The sequence below is a fragment of the Streptomyces sp. NPDC017979 genome (assembly GCF_044328175.1).
Classification (GTDB): Bacteria; Actinomycetota; Actinomycetes; order Streptomycetales; family Streptomycetaceae; genus Streptomyces.
This window is the reverse complement of sequence record NZ_JBIRGU010000009.1, coordinates 138,827-157,233: the sequence shown is the minus strand read 5'-3', so window position 1 is coordinate 157,233 and position 18,407 is coordinate 138,827. Positions and strand designations below refer to the sequence as shown.

The window sequence follows — 18,407 nt, the reverse complement described above, 5'->3', positions numbered from 1 at the left end:
CGGGGCGCGTGCCGGGGCGCTGCGTCCCGACGTGTCGGGGACGGGGGCGGAGGGCATCATCTCGGCGGAAACGTCGCGAAGGGGGATGCCGTGAACGAGTCCGAATGTGAGCCCGACAGCGAGCGCGAGAAAATCGGCAAGGTCATTGAGCTGCGGATGAGGGAGTACGAGTCCCTTCGGTCCGAGGTCGTGCAGCGGATCTCGGCGCGGCAGCAGTTGGCGGGGTATGCCGGGGCGGCAACAGCCATCGCGGCGACGTTGGGGAGCAATCTCGGGTATGGGCGGTTGGTGATCGTCGGGACCGTCGTGCTCATCGCTTATCTGTATTTACGGGACAGCAATGACGGCATTCAGCGGCTCGGGAAGCATCTGCGGGGCGTCGAAGAGGACGTGAATTCGCTGGCCCGCAGTGCCTACGGGCAGGACGTCCTCTCCTGGGAGTCGCGGCGGCAGGTCGTGCGGAACGAGGAGAAGGGGATCTGGAAGCTGATCGGGCGCATCGGAGGGTGGCACCGGGACGATCGGAGCGTGCGGGTGCCGGCGCCGCGGGGTGGGGGCGGGGCGCAGCCCGAGGGGTGAGGCAACCAGGGCTGGAGGCAGGGGAGTTGGGTGCGCGCCTATCATGGCCGCCCATGAGTCAGTTGTTGAGCCTGGAGGGTCCGGAGCACGCGCGCGCCGTTCGGCTGCGGACGGAGCGGGGGGTCTTCGCGGCGCTGGACGTTCCGGCCCTCGGCGGTTCGGCCGAGGGGGGAGTGGGACCGACGGCCCTGCTCGTGCCCGGGTTCATGGGGAGCAAGGAGGACTTCCTGCCGCTGCTGTCCGGGCTGAGCGAGGGGGGCGTGCGCGTCCTGGCGGTCGACGGCCGGGGGCAGTACGAGACGGGGGACGGCGGCTCGGTGGAGCCCTCGTACGCGCAGCAGGACCTGGTGGAGGACCTCGTGGCCGTCGTCGGGGCGATCGGCGCCGGGCCGGTGCACCTCGTCGGGCATTCGTACGGGGGGAGCCTCGTTCGGGCGGCCGTGCTCGACACGGCGGGGGACCCGGAGCTCTGGGCGTCCGTGACGCTGATGAACTTCGGTCCGGCGGGCGTCTCGGAGGGCCAGCAGGAACGTCTGCGGCTGCTGCTGTCCGTCGTCGACTCGATGGCGCTCGCCGACATGTGGCCCTTCGTGCGGAACGACGACGTCGACACCCCCGCCGACGTGGTGGAATTCCTGGAACGGCGGTGGTTGAGCAATGTTCCGGGGCAATTGGCCGCGGCAGCGGAGCAGATGCTGAACGAGACCGACGACACGGACCGGCTCGCGGGCCTTTCGCTGCCGACGTGCGTGTTGTCCGGGACGCCCGACGAGACTTGGGTTCCTGAAGGGGTCGAGAAGATGGCCCGTGAATTGGGGGCCGCGTTCGTCAGGATCGAAGGCGGCGGGCATTCGCCGAACGTGCACCGGCCCGCCGAGACGGTCTCGGCGCTGCTGGGATTCTGGCGCTCCTGCGCGGGCGCGGCGGTACGTAAACTGCCCGCATGTCAGTCGAAGTGCTCCAGCACATAGCCGACTTCCGTGCCGCCTTCGCGCGGCGGCAGGCCGCGGTGGTGGAGGAGGTGCCCGGTGGGGTGGCGGTATTGGATCCGCGGTACGCCGCGTCGTACGAGAACAACCAGCTCGTGGTCGACGGGGCACCGGACCCCGATGGACTGCCAGCGTTGGCCGACAGCGTCCTCGGGCACCTGAAGCACCGGCGGATCACCGTTTTGGACGATGCCGTCGGGGACGGGTGCGCGTCGGTGCTCGCCGCGGCGGGGTACGGGCACGAGACGGAGCTGGTCATGACGTACGCCGGCACCGTCGGCCGGCCGGCAGAGCCGGCGCGGACGGTTCGGCTCGGGGAGTTGCGGGACGCGGTGGTGCGGCAGGTCAGGGTGTGGATGCCGCGGGCCGATGAGCAGGTGGTCCAGCAGTTCGCGGACCGGAGGGCGGCACGGCTGCGCGGGGCGGACGAGGTGCGGTTCCTCGCCGTGCGGGACGCGGAGGGTGTCGTCGGGTCCTGGGCCGACCTCTATCTCGACGCGGCCCGGGGGATCGCGCAGATCGAGGACGTCGTCACCGCCGACACCCACGTCCGGCGCGGCTACGCCGACATCGTGCTCGCGACCGCGCTCCAGCACGCCGCGGGCTGCGGGCTCGTCTTCCTGCTCGCCGACCCCGACGACTGGCCGCGGCAGTGGTACGCCCGCCGGGGCTTCGTCGCGGTCGGCCGCTCGCACGTCTTCACCCGGGCGCCGGGGCGCAGCCGTCGGTGAACCGCGTCTAGGCGCAGGTCAGTCGAGCGTGCCCAGGTCCTCGCGCATGATCCGGCGCATCGCGGTGAGCTTGGGTTCCGCGGCCTTCAGGTCGGTCAGTGCGCGGGGTGCGTCCTCGCCCTCCCGGGCCAGGCCGCGGTCGATCCGCTTGATGACGGCGTCGGCTCCGGCGAGGACGGCGTTCACCTCGCGGGAGGCGTCGAGGACCGCCTCGGGGACGATCATCTGGGCCTCGGCGTAGCGGTCCCGGTACTCGCGGCGGGCCTCTTCGACCTGGAGGCGGTCCTCGTCGGTGTACACGCCGTCCCGCAGGCGGTGCAGGGCGTCCTTCAGCATGGTGTGGAAGTGGCGGGAGGCGCGGTTCATCGCGGTGTACGCGGTGCGCCGGTCGTCGAAGTGACGCCGGCGCTCCTCGGTGCGGAGGTCCTCCGCCCGCTGGCGCCTCGTGGCCCGTACCGTGATCAACGGGGCGAAGAGGGTGCCGAGCACCCCGACGACGGCGGCGATCATGGCAGCGGTGGTGGCGCTCATGACCACGACACTACGACGTTGTCGCGGTGGGCCGGGCAGGTGCCGCCCGGCCCACCGGCGCGCCCTGACGTCAGGGCGCCAACGTCCACCGCTGGCTGTCGCTGTTGTCGCAGGACCAGACGCCGAGCGCGGCGCCGTACCGGGACGCGGTCAGACAGCCGCCGTCGTTGCCGACGACCTCGTACCGGCCGCCGGCGACCTGCCGCAGCGTCCACTTCTGGTTCTCGCCGTTGCCCGAGCTCCAGATCTGGGCGAAGTGGCTGGTGCCGTCCACCACCCGGGAGCGGTCGGTGTTGGAGTCCAGGACCTTGCCCGTGTCGAGGGCCGACGCGATGCGGTAGCGCCCGTCGGTCAGGCGGTCCAGGTTCCAGCGCTGGGCCTGGTGCGCGCTGCTCATCTCGGCCTTGACCTTGGTGCCGTTGGCGGTGCTCGCCATGTCGACGTCGGCTGCCCAGCCGCCGACCGCGCTGCGCAACTGCGCCTTGGCCGGCACCGGGGTGGTGGAGCCGCCGCCGCGGATCAGGAAGCGGCTGTTGGCGATGTTCCAGTTGCGGTCGAGGTAGCTGCCCGGCTGGGGCTTCGGGTTGAAGTACATGTTGCGGTTGCAGTCGATGACGGCCCGCTCCGGGAAGTCGCAGGGGACCAGCCGGCCCGGCGGGTTGGGGATGTTGCCGTCGTCGTAGCACATCAGGTCGCCCTGGACGTAGCAGTGGGCGCCGTTCCCGGTCGACTTGGGCGCGTTCGGCTGGACGGCGCCCATGGTGTGGAGGAGTTCGTGCACGTCGACGTTGGGGTCGCTGAAGCAGCCGCGCGGCCCCATGCCGATCATCGGCCAGGCCGAGTTGGTGTTGTTGGCGTTCTCCTGCCCGGGGCGCTGGTCGACGTTGTAGCCGAAGCCGAGGCCGCAGACGTTGTTCTCGGCCCAGATCAGGTACTTGCGGTCGTTGCTGGTGTGGCCCTGGGCCATCACCGCGCGCCAGGTGGGATCGCCGTCGCCGTCGATGGCGGCCTGGGGGACGACGACCCGGGTGATGGTCGGGCGGCAGTTCGCGTCGTGGACGAAGCGGACCTCGCGGCGCTCCCCCATCCGCTCGGACGCCTCGACGAACTTGCTGTTGAGGTTGACGGCGTGGGCCTGGAACTGCTCGCGGAACTGGTCGAACCGGTCGGGCTGCCGGTCCCCGCGGACGTACATGAGCTGGACGCGGGGGCCGCTGGCGCCGTCCCCGTCGCAGCGGGGGGCGGAGGCGATGCCCACCGAGGCGCGGGCCTTGTCCCGCTGCACGGGCAGGCTCTTGTCCTCGATGACCCGGAACGTCGGGTCGGCGTCGGGGGACGCGGCGGGCCGGGGCTGTGCGGCGGAGGGGCGGGCCGTGTCCGTGGCCTGTGCCGCTCCCGTGGTGGCGACGAGGGTGGTGCCGAGGGTGGCGACTGCCAGGACGGCGGCGGTGCGTATCCGCGCGGTCAGACGCACGGGTCTTGGTCGGAAGATCATGCCGCGGAGTGTCCGGGGCGCACGTCAATTTCTGATCAACGGCCGCACAGCACCGGCGCAATGCCGGCGGGGGCGGCGCCGACGCTGCCCGTACGACGTACGTAGCCCGTACGGCGTACGTAGCCCGTACGGCGCCCGTGCAGCGCCCGTACGGCGCACGACGTACCGACGTGCGGGGTGCGGCCCGCGTACCTAGGGTCGAGGTATGGGCGAGGGCGCCGCGCGAGGATTCCGGCTCACGCAGGGTGACGGGCCCGACCGGTACGAGCAGTACGTCGCGCCGGTCATGGAGCCCTTCGTCGAGGCCCTGTTGGACGTCGCCGGGCTGCGGCCCGGGCTCGCGCTGATCGACGTGGCCTGCGGCACGGGGTTCGTGGCGCGGGGCGCAGCCGTGCGGATGGCCGGCGGCGGGAGCCGCGTCGTCGGGGTGGACATCGTGCCGGGGATGCTGCGGACCGCCGCCGCGCGCGCCGCCGACGACGGGGTCGTCGTCGAGTGGCAGGAGGCGGAGGCGGGGGACCTGCCGTACGCGGCGGGCGCGTTCGACGTCGTCCTGTGCCAGCAGGGGATGCAGTTCTTCCCGGACCGGGGCGCCGCCGTCGCCGAGTTCGTCCGGGTGCTGCGGCCCGGTGGGCGGGTGGCCGTCACCACCTGGGTCGAGGCGGTCAGGTCACCGTTCTTCGCCGCGCAGCAGCAGGCGTACGAGCAGGTCGGCGGGGTGGAGCTGGGGGATTGGTGCGGCTCCGCCTTCGGGTGTTCCGCCGCCGAGCTGACCGGGCTGTTCCGGGCGTACGGGCTGGGCGACGTGGTCGCGCGCGAGGTCGTCGCGGAGGTCCACCTGCCGGCGCTGAGCGAGTACGTGCCGGGGTGCCTCGCCGCGACGCCCTGGGGGCAGGCCGTCGCCGAGGCGCGGCCGGACGGGCTGGCGCGCGTCGGGGAGGTCGTGCGGGGGCTGCTTGCGCCGTACGCGAGCGCCGACGGAGCCGTCACGCTGCCGTTCGTTTCCAGCCTTGTCACGGGCGTGCGCCGCGGCGGCGCGGAAACCCGCATCTGAGCCCACCCTGAGTCCTGCACACCTGCTCTGAACAGGTGTTTTGCTGGGGGCTTGTATACCCCCGGGGGTAATTTGGTACGGTCCACATATACCCCGGGGGGTAAACCGGCAGGGAAAGGATCAGGGCAGTGTTCTTCATCGACACCGTTGAGGTGCCGGGTCTCGGCAATCGCAGCTACCTCGCCGGCGGCGCCCGTACCGCCGTCGTCGTCGACCCGCCCCGAGACGTCGACCACGTGCTGGCGGCCGCCGCCCGGCGCTCCGTGCGCATCACGCACGTCGTCGAGACGCACGTCCACAACGACTACGTGACCGGGGGGCTTGAACTCGCCCGCGTCACCGGTGCCGACTACCTCGTGCCGGCCGGCGCCCGCGTCGCGTACGAGCGCACGCCCGTCGCCGACGGGGACCGCTTCGACGTCGACGTCGACCTCGTGCTGCGCGCCGTCGCCACCCCGGGGCACACCCCGCACCACACCGCGTACGTGCTGGAGGAGGCAGGCGGGCCCGTCGCCGCGTTCACCGGCGGCTCGCTGCTCATCGGCACCGTCGGGCGGCCCGACCTCGTCGAGCCCCGGCTCACCGAAGGGCTCGCCCGGGCGCAGCACGCGTCCGCGCACCGGCTCGCCGACGAGCTGCCCGACGAGACCGCCGTACTGCCCACGCACGGCTTCGGCAGCTTCTGTTCCTCCGCGCAGAACGGCGCGGTCGGCGGCGGCAGCACCATCGGAGCTGAGCGCATCGGCAACGAAGCGCTGGTCAAGGACGTGGACACGTTCGTCGCCGAGCTGCTCGCCGGACTCGACGACATCCCTGCGTACTACATGCACATGGGGCCGCTGAACGCCCGCGGGCCGGGCCCCGTCGACCTGACCCCGCCCGCCGTCGCCGACGCCGACGCGATCGCGGCGCGGCTGGCGGAGGGCGAGTGGGTCGTCGACCTGCGCAATCGGGTCGCGTTCGCGGCGGGGCACGTCGCGGGCGCGGTGAACTTCGAGGCGGACGGGCAGCTCGCCACGTACCTGGCCTGGCTGGTGCCGTGGGGCAAGCCGATCACGCTGCTCGCCGAGTCGCCGCAGCAGCTCGCGGACGCCCAGCGGGAGCTGGTGCGGGTCGGGATCGACCGGCCGGGCGCGGGGGCGCCGGGCGCGGTGGACGGCTGGCTGCGCGACGGCGACCGGCCGCGTTCCTTCCGGCGCGCGACCTTCGCGGAGCTCGCGGACGCGACGCAGGACGAGGTCGTCGTGGTGGACGTACGGCGGGACTCCGAGCGGTCCGCGCAAGGGTGGCTCACCGGCTCCGTCCACATACCCGTGCACGAGCTGCGGTCCCGGCTGGGCGAGGTGCCCGATGGCGTGGTGTGGGTGCACTGCGCGGGCGGGATGCGGGCCGCGATCGCCGCGTCCCTGCTGGACGCCGCGGGGCGCGAGGTCGTCGCCGTTGACGACGGCTTCCTGGCGGCGCAGGCGGCGGGGCTGGCGTTCAGCGAGGCGGCTGGCGAGGCGGCTGGTGGGGCGTTCGACGGGGCGTCCGGTGGGGCGGCTAGCGAGGCGTCCGGCACTGGCACTGGCGCAGGTACTGGCGCAGACGCAGGCGCAGGCGCAGACGCCGTCGCCGTCGCCGGTGAAGCGACGGCATGACCGCGCTCATACTCGCGCTGCTCGCCGGGGCCGTCGTCGGGCTCGCGCTGGGCGGCCTCGGGGGCGGCGGCAGCGTCCTCGCCGTCCCCGCGCTGATCTATCTGCTCGGCTTCAGCCCGGCCGCGGCCACCACCGCGAGCCTGGTGATCGTCGCGATCACCTCCGCGACCGCGCTCGTCTCGCACGCCCGCGAGGGGAACGTGCGCTGGCGCACCGGCGGCCTCTTCGCGGCGGCGGGACTCGTGCCCGCGGCGCTCGGCGGCGCGCTCGCCGGGCGGCTGCCGGAGGCCGTGCTGACCGGGGCGTTCGCCGTGATCGCCGCGGTGGTGGCGGTCCGGATGCTGCGGCCGGCGAAGGCCGACGACGACACCGGAGGGGCACGGCCGGGGCGGCCCGGTGCCGCGGCCGGCGCGGGCGCCGGGCTCGGCGCGGTGACCGGCGTGCTGGGCGTGGGCGGCGGCTTCCTCGTCGTACCGACCCTGACCGGCACGCTCGGGCTGCGCATGCGGGCCGCCGTCGGCACCAGCCTGCTGGTGATCAGCGTGAACGCGCTCGCCGCGCTCGCCACCCGCTCCGGGACGGCCGAAGGGCTGGACTGGGGGCTGATCGCGCCGTTCGCGGGCGCCGCGGTGCTGGGCGCGTGGGACGGGAAGCGGCTCGCCGGGAAGGTCGACGCTGGGACCCTGCGGACGGTTTTCGCGTGGGGGCTGGCGGCGGTGGCGGCCGTGATGCTCGTGGACGCGGTGTGGTGGGGCTCGTGATGAGCGGCGCGGGCGTCGTACGGCGCCCCGTGCTCCAGGCCGGGCCGCCGCCCCGGCGCGTCACGCCGGGGCGGCGGGGCGGCGGCTCCAGGGCGTCACGCCAGCGAAAGGAAGAGCTTCTCCAGCCGCGCCCGCATCTTCTCCGGGTCCTCCTCGCGCTTCGCACCCGACTCGATGTCGGTCATGCACTGCTGGAGACCGGTGGCGATGATGGCGAACCCCGCCCGGTCCAGGGCGCGCGAAGCCGCGGCGAGCTGGGTCACGACGTCCTCGCAGTCGCGCCCCTCCTCGATCATGCGGATGACTCCGGAGATCTGCCCCTGCGCCCGGCGCAGGCGGTTCAGCACGGCCTTCAGTTCGGCCGCGGCCATGTCCAGCTCCACGAACGACCCTCCTCGATCGATCCCCCTGAGACCCCTGGATGCGTCCAGATACCCCTGGGGGTAATTTACCCCGATTCGGCACCCGACCGCGAACACCGAGGTCGGCGCCGTACCGCAACAGAAAGGCAGCAGAAGAGATGAGCACGAACGCGAACGCGAACACGACCCCGGGCACGAACACGACCGCGAACACGAACGCCGACGCCGGCATCGGCGCGCGCCTCGACGTCGACGGGGCGTACGCCCGGCTGTCCGAGCTGGCCGTCGTCGACGTCCGCACGCCCGGTGAGTACGCGGCCGGTCACCTGCCCGGCGCCGTCAACGTCCCCCTCGACCAGCTCCGTCGGGCGCTGCCCGAGCTGACCGGGGCCGCCGGGCGGCGGCCGCTGCTGATGGTGTGCGCGTCCGGCGCGCGCTCGGAGCGGGCGTGTGCGGCGCTGGCCCGGCACGGGGTGCGCGCCGCGACCCTCGTCGGCGGCACGTCGGCGTGGGCGGACCGCGGGCTGGCGCTGGAGCACCCGCAGTCCGTCGCCGGGGCCGAGGCCGGGACCGTCTGCGCGGTGCCCCGCCGCGCCTGGGCCATGGACCGCCAGGTCCGGCTGACCGCCGGCACGCTGGTGCTGACCGGGGTCGGGCTCGGCGCCCTGGTGCACCCGGCCTGGCTGCTGCTCGCGGCGGGCGTCGCGGGCGGGCTGGTGTTCTCCGCGCTCACCAACACCTGCGGCATGGCCGCGGTCCTGGCGAAGCTGCCGCACAACCGGCCCGCGCCCGCGGACCTCACGGCGGCGCAGGAGCGCCTGCGGGCGCTGTGAGCGCGCGGTTACGTCGCGCGCGCCTGAGCCGTACGCCCGTGAGCCGTACGCCTGCGAGTCGTACGCCCGTGAACCGTACACCTGCACAACGAGAGGGCCGCCCGACGCACCGGGCGGCCCCTCGAACCCATCTGCCCGGTCAGTCCAGGTTCTTCTCCAGCACCGCGATGTAGTTGGTGATGAAGTGGTCCCGCACCCCGTCGCTCGCCGGTGCGAACGCGTCCGCCGTCAGCCCCCGCGCCCGGTCGACCAGCCCCGGCAGCAGCGGCGTCGCCGTGTGCAGCTTCCCCTTAGCGTCGAAGTAGCGCACCGCGTCGACGTGGGTGTACGCCGGCTCGGGCGGTAGCTGCGGCACGATGTCGTTGTTGTTCACGAACCGGTAGAAGCGGTCCTTGAAGCCCTGGTTGGCCGCCGCCGCGAGGATCCGGTCGCACGTCCGCGGCTGCCCGAAGGTGTACACCCCGTCCGCGCGCACCTTGGGCTTCTCCAGATAGAGCTGGCAGCTCGCGAGCATCGCCAGTGCGCCGCCCAGGCTGTGCCCGGTGAACCACACCGTCTGCTCGCCGTCCCGGAACTCCGCGATGGCATCCCTGACCTCCGGGTACACCGAGTCCAGCGCCGCGCCGAAGCCGTAGTGCACGTAGCCGGTCATCGCCGGCCCCGGCCACGGCGGGGTGTTGGCGTCCGACAGCCAGTCCCGGATCTGCACGGGCTCCGTCCCGCGGAACGCCGTCACGATCATCCGGTCGCTGGCCATCGTGTACGCCTGGGTGTCGTCCAGCGCGAACGGCGGTTCGAACAGCGACTCGTGGTGGCGCACCCGGTCGAATCCCCACTCCTGCGCCTGTCGACGGACCTGGTCCGGCGGCTGGTACGCCAACTCCGCGGCCCGCGCCATCCAGTAGGCGTGCGGCAGGCTGTAGCCGGTGGCTCGATGGTCGATCGTGGACGGTACGGGCACGAACGGGTCCCTCCTTGTTCACGTGCTGCTGCCGGTCGTTCCGGCTGTGCCGACTCCTCGTCCGCGGACGCCCGGTCGCGCACCCGTCACTCGTACCGACGTCTCGCGCCGGGCGGCCGCCGACACGACGGCCGGGCCCCGCCGTCACCCGGCCGCGCCCCGCGCACCGTTCGACCGGCCCACCGCCGCGTCCGGCTCCGAACACCCGCTCGGTAGAGTCGGTCCCATGGGGACGGGCATGGGAATGGAGATGGGCAACGGTGAGGGGCTGACCACCGGCCCGGGCCCCGGCGGTGCGTCCGGCGGCGCATCCGGCTTCGGCGGCCCGCCGCCATCCGGCAGCGTCGGTCCGGAGCCGGCCGCCGCACCCTCCTGGCAGGCCCCCAGCCACATCGAGCGCGAGCTGTACGAGGCGAAGACGCGCGGCGACTGGCCCGGCTACTTCGACGTGCTCGGCCGCAACTGGCTGTACGCGGCCGAGTCCCGCGCCTTCGTCGACGCCCACCCCGACCGCATGAAGCTGCTGCCGCACTTCTCGCCCCAGGTCGGCGCCCAGTGCCTCGCCCTCGTCACCGAGGGCATGTTGCCGGTGCCGACCCAGGACCCCGTCTACACCTCCGGCTCCCTCGGTTGGTTCGCCCGGCAGTGGAAGGAGCACGACCCGCCCTGGATCGTGATCAACCCCGGCTCCCCGTGCGAGGCGTACTTCCCCACCACACCCGGCCACCGCGCCCAGTGGCTGCGCCACGCCCTGCCGCCCGAGGACGGCTTCCGGCTCAGGGGACGGCTGCGCGCCCTGCACGTCGGCGGCCCGCTGCACGGACCGGTGGCGCACGGACTGGCCTGCGGGGCCCTGCTGTTCGTCAACAACGGGGAGTTCTGGAACGCCGTCGGCTACCACGGCGGCGGCTACCAGCGGGAGCGCAACCGGCTACAGGAGTGGTGGGGCATCGACACCCGCGCAGACTGGCAGCGGACCCTGGAGCGCCTGTTGCGCGCCGAGATGGTCAGCCCCGTCTGGGAGTTCGCCCTGCAACTGCGCCGCTCGCTGGCGCTGGACTTCGCCGGGGCCGTCGAGGTCGACCACTGGCGCGCCGTCGCCGAACGCGTCGTGCGCGCCAACGCCGCCCACGCCGCCGAACCGCGCATCACCCCCGAGGGCGTCGCCCCCGGCGAGGCGCGCCCCGAGTCCGAAGTCGCCGCCCAGATCGCCGGGGTGCAGCGGCTCATCGGCCGGATCGCCCGCTACGAGGCCCGCTTCCGCGCCGACGGGCTGCTGTCGGAGGGCGGCTTCATCCGCTCCGTCGAGGCGTGGGACTACGGGCGCGCCTCCTGCATGGCCCGCTGGGGGCTGGGCGCCCGCTACTGCACCGTGGCGGAGACGGAGGACGGGCTGCTGCGCGCGGGCCGCGCCTGTCGCGCCAACTACCGCTCGTGGGAGGAGATGTCGGCGGCGTACGTCCTCGGGCGCTGCCTCCACTTCGACGAGGAGGAGTTCGGCGACTGGTACGAGAACGCCCTCGCCTCCCACCGCACCCTGACCACGGACCCCGCCAGCCCCTGGCGCAACATCCCCTGGAAGTGACCGCCCGGGCGGGTGCTCACGCTCCTTCGGCCCGCACCCGCCCCGTGCGCACCGCCTCCACCAGCGCCAGGTGGTCGCGCTCGTTCTGGTCGGCGTACCGCTCGGCGAACGCGACCAGGGCGGTGTCGAAGACGTCGCTGCTGCCCAGGTACGCGCCGATCGCGATCCGGTCGCCGGAGCGGGCGTGCGCCCGGGCCAGGGTCGCGCCGCAGAGCTCCGCGAAGAGCCGCATGCCGCGCGGGACCATCGACTGCGGGACCACGATGCCCTTCCAGTCGTGCAACTGCCTTACGTAGAAGTCCCGCTGCGGCACGTCCACGTCCGTGATCCGCTCCCACCCGAGGAACACGTCCCCCACGGCCTGCATCAACCGCTGCCCCGCCACCACCCGCTGCCCCTGGTTGTCGTACGCGCTCTCGCCGGCGAAGGGGGCGAGCACCGAACGGTCGGCCTCCTTGGCCTGGAGGATCAGCGGATCGCCGTCGTCCCGGCCGAGCAGCAGCAGGATCCAGCAGCGGGTGCCGACGCTGCCGACGCCCACCACCTTGCGGGCGATGTCGACGACCCGGTACTGCGCCAGCAGGTGCCGGCGCTCCATGGGCAGCGAGGTGGCGTACCGCTCCACCAGGTCGTGGATCTCCTGCACCAGCCGGTCCAACGCCGCGCCCCGCAGCAACTCGTCGACCGGCACGACCAGCGGCGGATCGGCGGCGAACCGGCGTCCGTCGTCGCGCATCTCGGTCAGCTTGTGGAACGCCTGGAGGCTGTCGCGGGTCCGCGCCTTCGCCATCGCGTCGGCCAGCCGCATCCGCCCGCGCTGGTTCAACCGCTCGTCGGCGAGCGCCTGCACCTGCTCCATGTCGCCGTGGTCGTACCAGACCTCCAGGTGCCCCATGCCGGCGTACGCCCTGATCCGCTGCCGGTACGTGCGCACCGCCGCGCGCACCACGCCGGCCCGCTCCTTCTTCGAGTAGCCGTTCTCCCGACCGGCGATGACCAGGCTGGTCGCGAGCCGCTTCACGTCCCACTCCCACGGGCCCGGCAGCGTCTCGTCGAAGTCGTTGATGTCGAAGACGAGCCGGCGCTCGGGGGAGCCGAGCAGCCGGAAGTTCATCATGTGGGCGTCCCCGCAGAGCTGGGCCGTGAGCCCGGTGCTGGGCGTGGCCGCCGCCAGGTCACCGGCCATGATCGCGGCGGCGCCGCGGTAGAAGCGGAACGGCGACTCGACCATCCGCCCGTACCGGATGGGCACCAGTTCCGGCACGCGCGCCGCGGACTGCGCCTCCACCACGTCCACGGGGTCGCGCCGCCGTGCGTCCGGCGCGTACTCCGCGTGCTGCGACCGCGGCACCTCCTTGCGCGCGGTCCGCCCCCGCTCGACCCGCTCCCGCGGCGACAACGCACTGCGCCGCCCGCGCCGCAGCAGGCCACCGTAGGCGAGCTGCTCCTTCACCGGCTGCGTTTTCGTCGGCTTCTTCGCCGGCCCCTTGGCTTGCTGCGCCTTCGTCGGCTTCTTCGCCGATCCCTTCGCCGGCTGCGTCTTCGTCGCCCGCTGCTTGGCTGCCATGCCGCTGCACCTCCGACCGGAAGCTGCGCACCACGCACCGAGGGCCCGTGGCACCGGCCCCACCTGCCATTATTCTCCGCTCGGCGGCGCGCGCACGCTGGCGGGCAGGGGCCGGGGGAGGCCGTGCGGGACCGGTGCCGCGGATCGATGCGATGCGACGCGAGTCATCAGGAATCGACAGGAATCGACAGGAGGGGATTTCGGCATGTCCTTGATCTTCGTGAACTATCGAACGGGCGACGAGGAAGTCACCGCTGCGCTCGTCGAGCGGGAACTGTCCCGCAGGTTCGGTGACGAGCACGTGTTCCGCGCCAGCAAGTCGATCGCGGCGGGCAGCCGCTACTCCCGGGCACTGATCACGGCCGCCCGCGGTTGCCGCGTGCTGCTCGCCTTCATCGGCCCACGCTGGGCCGAAGCCGCGGCTGCCGGACGGAGCCCGCTGGACGCCGCCGAGGACTGGACTCGCCGGGAGATACGGGAAGCCTTCGAGAACGGCGGGATCGTCATCCCCGTCCTGGTGGGGCGCACGCCCCGGCTCCGGCCGGAGGACCTGCCGCCCGACCTCGCCGTACTGGCCGACTGCCAGTACCGCAGGATCGACCACCGCAACGTCGAATCCGACCTCACCCGGCTCACCGACGACTTGGCGGCCTTGGTCCCCGAACTGGCCGCGGCGGCCAACATCCGTCGGACCCTCCTCGCAGACGCTCCCCTCGCGCCCTCGGAACACGTCCCGCGGCCCGGTTCACCCCTCCGCTGACTCCCTCGCCTTCCCGTGGAACACCTGCTCCTCGTGCCACCGCCGGTGCTCGGCGGCGATCCGCGGGTTGCCCGGCTGGGGGCCCAGCAGAGGGCGGGCCGTCAGGTCGAGCACGTGGGTGCGGGCGGATTCGCTGCGGCCGACGAAGGACTGGGAGACCATGACGCGATGCGTCGGCGTGACGCCGAGGACGCCCTTGTCGAAGAGCTTGTGGTGCAGGGAGCACAGGCACAGCGCGTTGTCGACCGTGTCCGGGCCGGCCAGGGCCCACCAGCGGACGTGGGCGGCTTCCAGGCCCACCGGGACCGTGCCGATGCGGCCGTCGTAGCCGCAGAAGGCGCACTGGTACTCGTACGCGGTGAGGACCAGGTCCCGCAGCTGGCGGTCGCGGCTGCGGCGGCGGGCCGAGACGGTCGCGGTCTCCGCGAGTTCCAGCTCCAGGCCGACGGCCTCGCAGAGTTCGCCGTGCAGGGACGGCGGGAAGTGCAGGTCGAGCAGGACGCGGGCGATCCGGCCCAGCAGGGAGGCGTCCCGGCGCAGGGCGCGTTGCAGGTCGGGGGAGAGCCGGCCGACGGCGTTCGACGTGCGCAGTTGCGTCACGCCGTTGCCGGGGCTGCCGGGGCCCTGGGAGGTGTGCACCTCCCACACGCCGTCGCTGACCAGGTGGTGGAAGGGGTAGCCGGGCGAGGTCTTGTGGCGCGGACCGTACTCCACCAGCAGGCGCTTGAGGTCGCCCTCGACCGCGCTGTACGCGAGCGCGGCATCGGGGTCCTCCTGGAAGCGGCCCAGGGCGTACAGGAACAGCAGGGGCTTGTGCGGCGCCCGCATGCCGTTCTGGGTCCATTGCCGTAGCCTGCCCGCCTGTTCCACCCAGTCCGTCGCCATGGGAAGCGATCGTACGATCCGCCACCGTCAACGCTTCCTGGTCTCCGGCAGCAACAGCACGCACACCAGCGACACCAGCGCCATCAGGCTCACGTACCAACCGACCGCCCATGAACCGATCTGGTCCTGGAGGCGGGTGGAGACCAGCGGGGCCACGGCGCCGCCGAGGACGCCGCCGAGGCTGTAGGCGGAGCCGGCGCCGGAGTAGCGCAGGTGGGCGGGGAACAGCTCCGGCAGGAAGGCGCCCATCGGGCCGTAGATCACGCCCGAGATGAAGAGCGTGCCGCCGATGCCGAGCACGATCAGCGAGAGCCGGCCGGTGTCCAACAGGGGGAAGATCAGCGGGCCCCACAGCACCGCGGCGACCGTGCCCGCCACCACCATGCGGCGCCGGCCCAGCAGGTCGGAGCGGGTCGCGGCGAACCAGGTGGCGACGGCGAGGAGGACGGCCGCGACCATCTCGGCCAGCAGCATGCTGGTGCGACTGATGCCGAGCGTCTTGGTGCCGTACGCCAGGCAGTAGGTCGCGGCGGTGTAGAACAGGCCGTACGCCACCACCATCCCGCCCGCGCCCAGCAGCAGTTCCCGCGGGTGGTCGCGCACCACGTCGACGAAGGGGTTGCGGCTGGTGCGCCGGTCGGCCACCACGCGGCGGAAGGCCGGCGTCTCACTGATCCGCAGCCGTACGAACAGGCCGACGGCCACCAGCGCCAGCGACAGCAGGAACGGCACCCGCCACGCCCACGCCTCGAACGCGGAGTCGCTCAAAGCGCTGGTCAGCAGCAGGAAGACGCCCGTCGCGGCGAAGAAGCCGAGCGCCGGGCCGAGTTGGGGGTACGCCGCGAACCGGCCGCGCCGGTCGGCGGGGGCGTGCTCCACCGCGAGCAGCGCCGCGCCGCCCCACTCGCCGCCCAGCCCGATCCCCTGGAGGAAGCGCAGCGTCACCAGCAGCGCCGGGGCCCACGCGCCCCAGGTGTCGTACGTCGGCAGCAGCCCGATCGCCGCCGTGGACAGGCCCATCAGCAGCAGCGACGCGACGAGCACCGACTTGCGGCCCAGCCGGTCGCCGAAGTGGCCGAAGAGCACGGAGCCGACGGGGCGGGCGATGAAGGCGACGGCGTACGTGGAGAAGGACGCGAGCACGCTGTTGACCGGGGAGAGGTGCGGGAAGAAGGCGTCGTCGAGGACGAGCGCGGCGGCGGTGCCGTAGATGTAGAAGTCGTAGAACTCGATCGCCGTGCCGACGAAGCTGGCCGCGGCGACGCGCCGCCGCATCTCGGGCGAGGGGGCCGGGTCGGACCCGTTCTCGCCGGACGCCTTCTGCTCGGACTCGTCCCGTCTGGACTCTTCCTGTCTGAACGACATGCGATCCCCCTGGCGGTGTCAGTGTCGGGGCAGCAGCTCCGGCGCGGCGCACCGCAGCGGGTCGCAGAGGTACTGCCCGGGGCGCGGCCACATCAACCGGCCGCGCCCGCGCCCGCGGTCGCGAGGCGCGCTGCCGCTGCCGGGGCCCCGAACCCGTCCGACACCGGCCGGCATGGGCTGAAGGGACCCGGTCGGCTCAGCCGGTCGCGGTGAAGAGGACCGCACGCGATGCGGACGCGGCGCGGGCGAAGAAGGCCCGGAGGTCCCCGAACGCCTCCCACGCATGGTCGAACGCCGTGTCGTCGCCGGCGCCCAGCAGCCGGAAGCGGCTCCGCAGCCAGCCCCGGCCCACCCCCGCCAGGGCCTGCGCGGTGCGGGCCGCTTCGGCGGGGGAGAGCAGGGACGCCGCGAAGAAGTCGGCCGGGGCGGCCAGCCGGCGGGTGCCGAGGAAGGCGTACGCCAACGGGCCCGGCGGACCACCTGAGCGACCCGGCCGCACCGCCGGCCCGGCCGTGACGCAGCGGTGCAGCACCAACCACTGCCCGTCCGTCGCCACCGAGCACCCGTCCCGCGCGCCGCACTCCGCCCGGTCCTCCAACTCCGTCACGTACGACAGCACTTCCTGCGCGTCCGCGGTCGCGAGGCGGGCCGCCGCTGCCTGGGCGATCGCGAAGTGGACGCCGAGCCCGGCGCCGGCGCCCGCGGTCGGGTCGAGCCGGGGGCGCGGGCCGCCCGCCCCCAGGAAGGCGGCCAGGAGCAGCAGTCGTACGAGGGTGGCCGGCGGACTCGGCTCAGTGCGCATGGGGGACGCCCGTCGTGTCGGGGCGGCCCCGTGGGACCAGGGCGACGGACACCAGCGCGCTGGCGCCCGCGACGACGGCGAGCAGTGCGTACGCGTCCGTGAAGCCGGCGCTCGCACCGGCACCGATGCCCGCCGCCGCGACCGTCGAGACCACGGCAACGCCGACCGAAGCGCCCACCTCGTGGAAGGTGTTGACGACTCCGGACGCGAGCCCCGCCTCCTCGTGCGCGACCATCGCGAGCGCCGTCGTCGTCGCCGTCACGAACACCGCGCCCACGCCCAGCGACGCCACGACGAGACCGGGGACGAAGACGCCGTACACCGAGGAGTCGTCGGAGAGCAGCGCCAGCGGCACCGCGCCCGCCGTCGCGACGGCCGTGCCGCCCACCGCGCAGGCGCGGCTGCCGATCCGGCCGACCAGCCGGGAGCCCAGGTGCGCGCCCAGCCCGACGCCTACCGCGACCGGCAGGAAGGCGAGCCCGGTCTTGAGCGGGCCGAAGCCGCGCGCGTGCTGGAGGTACATCGAGCCGAGGAAGAAGAAGGAGATCAGCAGCGCGGTGGCGACCAGCATCAGGAACGAGCCGGCGACCACCGGGCGGCGGGCGAGCATCCGCAGGTCCATCAGCGGGGCGCGGGAGGCGCGTTCGACCGCTGCGAACGCCGCGTACGACGCGGCCGAGCCGACGAGGGCGAGCAGGGTTCCGGCGTCGCCCCAGCCCTCGTCGCCGGCGCGCACGAGCCCGTAGATCAACGCACCGGTCGCGGTGGTGACGAGGAGCGCACCGGGCACGTCCAGCCGGGCGGCGGTGCGGGCCCGCGGCGCGGTGGCCGCCGGGACCAGCGCCGGTAGTGCGGCGAGGACCGCGAGGCCGACGGGCACGTTCACGTAGAACACCCACTGCCAGCCCGGTCCCTCGGTCAGCGCACCGCCGATCAGCACGCCGGCCGCCGAGCCGGTGCCGCCGATCGCCGCCCACACGCCGAGCGCCCGGTTGCGCTCCGGGCCGTGGAAGGAGGTGGTGACGACCGCGAGCGCGGCGGGGGAGAGCAGCGCCGCGCCGACGCCCTGCGCGAGCCGGCCGCCGAGCAGCAGCTCCGCGCTCTGCGCGAGCCCGGTGACCAGGGACGCGGCGGTGAAGACGGCGAGGCCGGCGAGGAGCACGCGGCGGGTGCCCAGGGCGTCGGCGAGCCGGCCGCCGAGCAGCATCAGACCGCCGAACGCGAGGGTGTACGCGGTGACGACCCAGGTCAGCGCGGCGCGGCCGAGGCCGAGTTCGGCGGCCATGTCGGGGAGTGCGACGTTCACCACCGTCACGTCCAGGACCAGCATGAACTGCGCCAGGCAGATGACGGCGAGCGCGGCCCAGCGGCGCGGGAGCGGCGGCGGGTGCTGCGCCGCTCCGGCGGGCGGGTGGCCGTGCGGGCGGCCGTGCGCGTGGCCGTGCGGGTGTGCGTCGGTTGCGGACATGGCTGCTCCTTGGAGGGCGACAAAGGGGAGGGAGGGGCG

The 18,407-nt window shown here is 73.6% G+C and carries 18 protein-coding genes; 9 read left to right on the top strand and 9 right to left on the bottom strand.

Translation table 11 applies throughout. From position 1 onward, the window contains the following. The first annotated feature begins 90 nt into the window (after window positions 1-90). Genes ACH4E8_RS23085 through ACH4E8_RS23075 form a run of 3 tightly spaced genes read left to right on the top strand, consistent with a single transcriptional unit; the run spans window position 91 to window position 2,299 of the window. A complete protein-coding gene (locus tag ACH4E8_RS23085) occupies window positions 91-579 on the top strand; it encodes a hypothetical protein (protein ID WP_398451048.1) in 489 nt (162 codons plus the stop codon). 53 nt (window positions 580-632) lie between these two features. Then, on the top strand, window positions 633-1,550 hold the full coding sequence (locus ACH4E8_RS23080; RefSeq protein ID WP_398451046.1) for an alpha/beta fold hydrolase: 918 nt from the start codon (window positions 633-635) through the stop codon (window positions 1,548-1,550). Further along, window positions 1,523-2,299 (top strand): GNAT family N-acetyltransferase, encoded by a 777-nt coding sequence (locus tag ACH4E8_RS23075; protein ID WP_398451044.1) that lies wholly within the window; start codon window positions 1,523-1,525, stop codon window positions 2,297-2,299. Before ACH4E8_RS23080 ends, ACH4E8_RS23075 begins: the two co-directional genes overlap by 28 nt. Before the next feature lie 18 nt (window positions 2,300-2,317). On the opposite strand, the gene ACH4E8_RS23070 is transcribed toward ACH4E8_RS23075, so the two are convergent. Both ACH4E8_RS23070 and ACH4E8_RS23065 read right to left on the bottom strand, forming a co-directional pair. Beyond that, the gene (locus tag ACH4E8_RS23070) at window positions 2,318-2,830 is read right to left on the bottom strand and encodes a hypothetical protein (protein WP_398451042.1); all 513 of its coding nucleotides are present in this window, start codon (window positions 2,828-2,830) and stop codon (window positions 2,318-2,320) included. A 70-nt stretch (window positions 2,831-2,900) separates the two neighbouring features. Further along, window positions 2,901-4,325 carry an RICIN domain-containing protein gene (locus tag ACH4E8_RS23065; protein ID WP_398451040.1) on the bottom strand — a complete coding sequence of 475 codons (1,425 nt, stop codon included), beginning with the start codon at window positions 4,323-4,325 and terminating at the stop codon, window positions 2,901-2,903. Between the two features lie 205 nt (window positions 4,326-4,530). On the opposite strand from ACH4E8_RS23065, the gene ACH4E8_RS23060 reads away from it, so the two are divergent. The 3 genes from ACH4E8_RS23060 (at window position 4,531) to ACH4E8_RS23050 (ending at window position 7,780) form a co-directional block, all read left to right on the top strand. Then, on the top strand, window positions 4,531-5,379 hold the full coding sequence (locus tag ACH4E8_RS23060; protein WP_398451038.1) for a class I SAM-dependent methyltransferase: 849 nt from the start codon (window positions 4,531-4,533) through the stop codon (window positions 5,377-5,379). Between the two features lie 128 nt (window positions 5,380-5,507). Further along, complete coding sequence (locus ACH4E8_RS23055) at window positions 5,508-7,019, top strand: rhodanese-like domain-containing protein (RefSeq protein ID WP_398451036.1); 1,512 nt, start codon at window positions 5,508-5,510, stop codon at window positions 7,017-7,019. Next, window positions 7,016-7,780 (top strand): sulfite exporter TauE/SafE family protein, encoded by a 765-nt coding sequence (locus ACH4E8_RS23050; RefSeq protein WP_398451034.1) that lies wholly within the window; start codon window positions 7,016-7,018, stop codon window positions 7,778-7,780. Before ACH4E8_RS23055 ends, ACH4E8_RS23050 begins: the two co-directional genes overlap by 4 nt. Window positions 7,781-7,875: 95 nt before the next feature. Here the strand turns inward: ACH4E8_RS23050 and ACH4E8_RS23045 are convergent, their stop codons facing one another. Further along, window positions 7,876-8,163, bottom strand: coding sequence for a metal-sensitive transcriptional regulator (locus ACH4E8_RS23045; RefSeq protein WP_361536119.1), 288 nt, complete (start codon window positions 8,161-8,163; stop codon window positions 7,876-7,878). Between the two features lie 137 nt (window positions 8,164-8,300). Between ACH4E8_RS23045 and ACH4E8_RS23040 the strand changes: the two genes are divergently transcribed. Continuing rightward, window positions 8,301-8,975 carry a rhodanese-like domain-containing protein gene (locus ACH4E8_RS23040; RefSeq protein ID WP_398451032.1) on the top strand — a complete coding sequence of 225 codons (675 nt, stop codon included), beginning with the start codon at window positions 8,301-8,303 and terminating at the stop codon, window positions 8,973-8,975. 139 nt (window positions 8,976-9,114) lie between these two features. Here ACH4E8_RS23040 and ACH4E8_RS23035 read toward each other — a convergent pair whose 3' ends face one another. Beyond that, window positions 9,115-9,936, bottom strand: coding sequence for a lipase family protein (locus tag ACH4E8_RS23035; protein ID WP_398451031.1), 822 nt, complete (start codon window positions 9,934-9,936; stop codon window positions 9,115-9,117). Between the two features lie 226 nt (window positions 9,937-10,162). Between ACH4E8_RS23035 and ACH4E8_RS23030 the strand changes: the two genes are divergently transcribed. Beyond that, window positions 10,163-11,521 (top strand): DUF1266 domain-containing protein, encoded by a 1,359-nt coding sequence (locus ACH4E8_RS23030; RefSeq protein WP_398451029.1) that lies wholly within the window; start codon window positions 10,163-10,165, stop codon window positions 11,519-11,521. A 16-nt stretch (window positions 11,522-11,537) separates the two neighbouring features. On the opposite strand, the gene ACH4E8_RS23025 is transcribed toward ACH4E8_RS23030, so the two are convergent. Next, window positions 11,538-13,088: a DUF2252 domain-containing protein gene (locus ACH4E8_RS23025; protein ID WP_398451027.1), complete on the bottom strand. Its 1,551-nt coding sequence runs from the start codon at window positions 13,086-13,088 to the stop codon at window positions 11,538-11,540. Between the two features lie 205 nt (window positions 13,089-13,293). Between ACH4E8_RS23025 and ACH4E8_RS23020 the strand changes: the two genes are divergently transcribed. Continuing rightward, entirely contained in the window at window positions 13,294-13,848 is a 555-nt protein-coding gene (locus ACH4E8_RS23020; RefSeq protein WP_398451025.1) for a TIR domain-containing protein, read from the top strand. Here ACH4E8_RS23020 and ACH4E8_RS23015 read toward each other — a convergent pair. From ACH4E8_RS23015 to ACH4E8_RS23000, 4 genes are all read right to left on the bottom strand, one after another. After that, complete coding sequence (locus ACH4E8_RS23015; protein WP_398451023.1) at window positions 13,834-14,733, bottom strand: phosphorothioated DNA-binding restriction endonuclease; 900 nt, start codon at window positions 14,731-14,733, stop codon at window positions 13,834-13,836. The genes ACH4E8_RS23020 and ACH4E8_RS23015 overlap by 15 nt on opposite strands. A 27-nt stretch (window positions 14,734-14,760) precedes the next feature. Then, window positions 14,761-16,008: an MFS transporter gene (locus tag ACH4E8_RS23010; RefSeq protein ID WP_398451297.1), complete on the bottom strand. Its 1,248-nt coding sequence runs from the start codon at window positions 16,006-16,008 to the stop codon at window positions 14,761-14,763. Between the two features lie 286 nt (window positions 16,009-16,294). Then, entirely contained in the window at window positions 16,295-16,900 is a 606-nt protein-coding gene (locus ACH4E8_RS23005; protein ID WP_398451021.1) for a DUF1877 family protein, read from the bottom strand. After that, the gene (locus ACH4E8_RS23000; protein WP_398451019.1) at window positions 16,890-18,368 is read right to left on the bottom strand and encodes an MFS transporter; all 1,479 of its coding nucleotides are present in this window, start codon (window positions 18,366-18,368) and stop codon (window positions 16,890-16,892) included. Before ACH4E8_RS23000 ends, ACH4E8_RS23005 begins: the two co-directional genes overlap by 11 nt. Window positions 18,369-18,407: the final 39 nt, after the last annotated feature.